Source organism: Oribacterium sinus, from assembly GCF_963537195.1.
In the GTDB taxonomy this organism is placed as follows: Bacteria; Bacillota; Clostridia; order Lachnospirales; family Lachnospiraceae; genus Oribacterium; species Oribacterium sinus_A.
The window spans coordinates 1-5,926 of sequence record NZ_CAUTEG010000121.1; the positions used below are offsets into that span (position 1 = coordinate 1).

The following is a 5,926-nucleotide window of genomic DNA, read 5'->3' on the forward strand; positions in this document are numbered from 1 at the left end:
AAGAATCTTCAGGGTCTGTGTATTATTCGATCTTTGATTTTCAAGGTTCAGTTTTTCTGTCGAGACTATAAATTCTTAATCGTTTCCTCTTAATTTTTTTATTTTCTCTTCAGACTTTACTGTTCTCTTTCGAGACAGCCATGCTATTATAACAAAGTGATTAACTTTGTCAAGCATTTTCCGAAAAAAATATTCGGAAAACGGAGTAAGAGGGATTTGAACCCTCGCGCCGGTTGCCCGACCTACACCCTTAGCAGGGGCGCCTCTTCGGCCTCTTGAGTATTACTCCTCGTTTATCCCTGCCAAAAGGGATTCACCTATACTTTTGAATTTCTTCTTTCGTACCGAACATTTGGTTCTTAGGTGCCTAATTAGAGTAGCAAATTCCCCATTTACTGTCAAGAAAAATTTATAATTTTTTTAGCCCTATAGGACTTATAGTTTTATTTCTTATTTTCTTATTTTCTGATTTTCTTATTAGTTTTTGATTTTGTTTTTCTTTTTCAGCCCTTTACTTTTTTTATTCTTTCCCTTTTGTTTTTTTCTTTTAGATATTCTTTTTTGCATTATTAAAAAAATCCACTCCGGTGATTTCTCTCCGGAATGGATTTTTGTAGATAATGAATATTTTTTTAGGAATCGGCTTTTTATTCCTACTTTTCTTCATCCGCAGCCTCTCCCGGCTCCGTTTCCGAATCCTCTTCCCCATCGCCTTCACTTTCTCTTACCTTGGCAACGGAAGCTATGGTGGTGTCCCCGTCCTTATCAAGGTTCATAAGCTTAACGCCGGAGGCATTTCTTCCGATGATGCTGATATTTTCCAGACTCATCCGAATCATAATACCCTCTGTGGTAATCAGAAGAATTTCTCTATCCTGGTCACAAAGCTTAAATCCTACCAGATCTCCGGTTTTCTCCGTAATCTTGTAGCAACGCATACCCTTTCCGCCACGGTTTTGTGCCTTAAAGGCGGATTTCTCCGTAAGCTTGCCGTAACCCTTTTCAGAAACTACCAGCATATTTTCTCCCTGGGAAGATTCCTGCATACCGATTACTTCATCTCCATCGTTCAATCGGATACCGATTACACCCATAGAGGAACGTCCGGTTCTACGCACATCCTTCTCGTTGAACTGGATTGCCATTCCCTTCTTGGTTACCAGTATAATATTTTCATCCTTGGAAAGGAGCTTGGCTTCTATTAACTGGTCATCTTCTTTTAGGCTAATGGCAATTAAGCCGTTCTTTCGTACATTTGCATATTCGGAAAGGGCAGTTTTCTTTACCATACCGGACTTTGTGGTGAGGATTAAGTCCTGCTCTTCCTTCGGATCTCTCAGGCAGAGGCTGGCATTTACTTTTTCTCCCTCCTGTAAGGAAAGAAGATTTACCAATGCAGTTCCTCTTGCGGTTCTGCTTGCTTCCGGAATTTCATAGCCCTTAATACGGAATACTCTTCCCATATTGGTAAAGAACATAATGTAATGGTGGTTTGTGGTCATAAAGAGGTCTTCAATATAGTCCTTCTCTATGGTCTGCATTCCCTTAATGCCCTTTCCGCCGCGGTTTTGCTGGCGGAAATTTTCCGGAGACATTCTCTTGATGTATCCGAGGCTGGTGGAAGTAATCACCACATCATCGTCGGCAATCAAATCCTCCGCATCTAAGATATCATCATAGCTGAAGCTCGTTTTTCTATCCTCTCCGTACTTGTCTGCAATAACATCCAGCTCTTCCTTGATTACCGCAAGAAGCTTTCTTTCATCTCCAAGAATTTCCTTATAGTAGGCAATCTTTGCCAGCAAATCCTGGTACTCGTTTTCCAGACGTTCTCTTTCCAAACCGGTAAGAGCACGCAAACGCATATCTACGATAGCCTGGGCCTGCACTTCGGTGAAGGCAAAGCGGGTAATCAAGTTTTGCTTAGCCTCTTCTACATTTTTCGCGGCACGGATAATGGCAACAATCTCATCAATATGGTCAAGAGCCTTTAACAATCCTTCTAAGATATGGGCTCTGTCCTCACATTTTTGTAAATCGTACTGTGTTCTTCTGGTGACCACCTGAATCTGATGTGCCAAAAATTCTTCCAAAATTTCCAGAAGATTCAAAATCTTCGGTTCCCCTCGAACAATACAAAGCATAATCACACCGAAGGTTTCCTGTAACTGGGTGTGCTTATACAGCTGATTCAAAATTACATGGGGATTCACATCTTTTCTGCACTCAATGGCAATCTTTGCTTTGGAATTTTTTCCTGCCGCATCGTGAATATAGGTGATTCCGTCAATTCTTTTATCTTTTACAAGCTCTGCAATCTTTTCAATGACGCGGGAACGGTATACAAGATAGGGAAGTTCCTTTACCAAAATGCGATTTTTGCCGTTGTGCATGGGCTCAATCTCGCAAATCGCCCGCATCTTAATCTTTCCTCTACCGGTTCTGTAGGCTTCTTCGATTCCTCTTTTTCCTAAAATGGTCGCCCCTGTAGGAAAATCCGGTCCTTGAATAATGGGAAGAAGTTCTTCTATTTCCGTCTTTCTTCCCGCAATACGATTCTCAATAATGCAGTCCACACCCTTAATCACTTCTCTCAGGTTATGTGGAGGGATATTGGTGGACATACCTACTGCAATACCTGTGGCACCGTTTACCAAAAGATTGGGAAAACGGGAAGGAAGAACCACCGGCTCCTCATATTCATTGGAGAAGTTCGGCATGAAATCCACGGTGTTCTTATTGATGCCTGCCAGCATTTCTCCGGCTAATCTGGACATCTTAGCCTCGGTATAACGCATTGCCGCAGGGCTGTCTCCGTCCTCGGAACCGAAGTTTCCCTGTTTGTCAATCAGGACGTGCCGCATAGACCAGGGCTGTCCCATATAAACCAAAGAGCCGTAAATGGAGGAGTCACCGTGGGGGTGATATTTACCCATGGTTTCTCCAACGATTGTGGCACACTTTTTGGTCTTTTTATCCGGAGTAACGCCCAGACTTTGCAAAGCATAAAGCACTCTTCTTTGTACAGGCTTAAGACCATCCCGAACATCGGGAATCGCTCTGGACACAATAACACTCATGGCGTAGTCAATATACGCATTCTCCATGGTCTTTTTTAAGTCCACATCCTGCACTTTATCAAAAATATTTGGCTCCAAAATTGGCCTCCTTTAACTTGCAATTCTTTTTGGAAAAGTCTTTAAATATCCAAATTCGTAACATAGCGGGCATTTTGCTCGATAAATTCTCTTCTGGGCTCTACCTGATCTCCCATTAAGGTGGTAAAGGTAATATCCAACTCCGCCTTATCCTCGTCACTCATATTTACCCGAAGCAGAGTTCTGGTTTCCGGATCCAGCGTGGTTTCCTGCAGCTCCTCCGTATTCATCTCTCCAAGACCCTTAAATCGGGATACGTCTGCTCCATCCGATCCGATTTCCTTTAAAATTCTCTGATATTCCTCATCGGAGTAAGCATAGTAATGCTTTTTATTCTTCTGAATGGTAAAAAGTGGCGGCTGAGCCAGATAAACATGTCCCTTTCGGATAAGCTCCGGCATAAAGTTATAAATAAAAGTCAGCATCAGGGTGGAAATGTGGGCGCCGTCCACATCCGCATCCGTCATAATAATGATTTTGTGATAACGTAATTTGCTTAAATCAAAATCCTCGTGAATACCGGTTCCGAAGGCGGTAATCATTCCCTTGATTTCTTCATTGGCATAGATTCTGTCCAATCTTGCCTTCTGTACATTTAAAACTTTTCCTCTAAGTGGCAGTACGGCCTGGGTTTCCGGATTTCTTCCTTCCTTGGCAGGCCCCAATGCGGAATCTCCCTCTACGATAAAGATTTCACATCTTTCCGGATCCTTGCTGCTACAATCCGCAAGCTTACCGGGAAGTCCCACACCGTCCAAAGCTGACTTTCTTCTGGTTAAATCTCTGGCCTTTCTGGCTGCGGCTCTTGCTCTTTGCGCCAAAATAGATTTTTCGCAAATCACCTTGGCAACTGCAGGATTTTGCTCCAGAAAATAGGTCAACTGCTCGGAAACAATTCCCTGCACCGCCACCTGAGCCTCTGAGGTTCCCAACTTCTGCTTGGTCTGTCCCTCAAATTGGGGATTCTCAATCTTTACGGAGATAATGCAGGTTAAGCCCTCACGGATATCTTCTCCGGAAAGATTGGCTTCACTATCCTTTAAAAGCTTATTCTGTCTTGCATAGTCATTGAAAGTTTTGGTTAAAGCATTTTTAAAACCGGTCAGGTGGGTTCCCCCCTCCGGGGTATTAATGTTGTTTACGAAGGTATAGATATTTTCCGTATAGGAGTCGTTATGCTGCATAGCCACTTCCACCAGAATCTTTTCTTTCTCTCCCTCACAGTAAATCACATCCGGATAAAGGGCTTCCTTTCCCTTGTTTAAGAAACTGACAAACTCCTGAATTCCTCCCTCATAGTGGAATTCCTTTTCCTGCTCTATGCCTTCCCGCTCATCCACAAGACGAATCTTCAGATTCTTGGTTAAAAAAGCGGTTTCCCGAAGACGAATCTTTAAGGTTTCAAACTCATAAACGCTTTCTTCAAAAATGCTTGCATCCGGAAGGAAGTGTACCTCGGTTCCCTGTTCCTCTTCGCTGCAAGTTCCGATACACTCGATAGGCTTTGTCACCTTTCCCTTGGCAAAGGACATGGTATAAATCTTGCCTTCTTTATAAACCTTAACATCCAACCACTCAGAAAGGGCATTTACTACACTGGCTCCTACACCGTGAAGACCGCCGGAAACCTTGTATCCGGCTCCTCCGAACTTTCCTCCTGCGTGAAGAACGGTAAAAACAACTTCCAAGGCGGACTTTCCAGCCTTTTTCTGTATATCTACAGGAATTCCTCGTCCATTATCCCTTACGGTAATGGAGTTATCCTGATGAATTCTTACGGTAATGATATTGCAAAATCCGGCCAGAGCCTCGTCTACGGAGTTATCCACGATTTCATAAACCAAATGATGCAAACCGCGAACAGAAGTACTTCCGATATACATTCCCGGTCTTTTCCGAACCGCTTCCAGTCCCTCTAAAATCTGAATCTGATCTGCACCGTATTCCTTAGAACCATGAAGAAATTCTGCTTCATTTCCTTCAAATTCTTCCATCTCTATCGACATAGTTCCTCCTCTTTACTGACACTGCACCTGTCCATTTTCCACATAAAACACATGGTCTATGGGGAATCGATGCTTTACCAATTCTTCTAAGCCTGTACAAGTAATCAGACTTTGTAAATTTCCTAACTGCTCTAGTAAAAAATTCTGTCTTTTTTGATCCAGCTCTGAAAACACATCATCCAATAGTAGGATGGGATTATCCTGAATCCTTTCTCTCACCAAATCAATTTCCGCTAATTTCAGGGATAAGGCTGCGGTTCTTTGCTGTCCCTGGGAACCGAAATGCCGGATATCCTGACCGTTAATCTGAAAGGAAAGGTCATCCCGGTGGGGGCCGGAGAGGGTGGTCTGTTGCTTTTTCTCCGCCTCCCTGTTTTTTTCCAGCTGCAAGGAGAAATTTTCCTCGGAAACATTTTCCTCATAACTTAGAAGAAGCTCTTCCCGCTTTCCGCTGATTTCTCCGTGGATGTTTTCCACCTTTTTCCGTAAGTTTTCCACAAAATCCCTGCGGAGAGAAATCACCATCTTCCCATGCTTTACCAGTTCCTCATCCCAGGCAAAGAGGGTTTCCTCCAGCTTTGGCCGAAAATACAGTTCCTTTAAAAGCTTATTTCTTTGCTGCAAAACTTTATTATACATGGATAAGTGGTAGAGATAAATCTTATCCAGCTGACAAAGCTCCAAATCAATAAATCTTCTTCTTTCCTTTGGCCCATTTTTAATCAAGGACAGGTCCTCCGGAGAAAAAATAATGATATTTCC

The 5,926-nt window shown here is 42.9% G+C and carries 3 protein-coding genes and 1 tRNA gene; all 4 read right to left on the bottom strand.

Annotated features, from left to right (window positions below; all coding sequences use genetic code 11):
- Nucleotides 1–201: 201 nt before the first annotated feature.
- Nucleotides 202–289, bottom strand: a tRNA-Ser gene (locus tag RYL27_RS10345).
- 364 nt (nt 290–653) lie between these two features.
- On the bottom strand, nt 654–3,158 hold the full coding sequence (gene gyrA, locus RYL27_RS10350; RefSeq protein ID WP_314967054.1) for a DNA gyrase subunit A: 2,505 nt from the start codon (nt 3,156–3,158) through the stop codon (nt 654–656).
- 41 nt (nt 3,159–3,199) lie between these two features.
- Nucleotides 3,200–5,164, bottom strand: a complete 1,965-nt coding sequence (gene gyrB / locus RYL27_RS10355) for a DNA topoisomerase (ATP-hydrolyzing) subunit B (protein WP_314967056.1) — start codon at nt 5,162–5,164, stop codon at nt 3,200–3,202.
- Nucleotides 5,165–5,176: 12 nt separating this feature from the next.
- Nucleotides 5,177–5,926, bottom strand: a 750-nt coding sequence (recF, locus tag RYL27_RS10360; RefSeq protein ID WP_314967057.1) for a DNA replication/repair protein RecF, incomplete at its 5' end; no start/stop codon positions are given.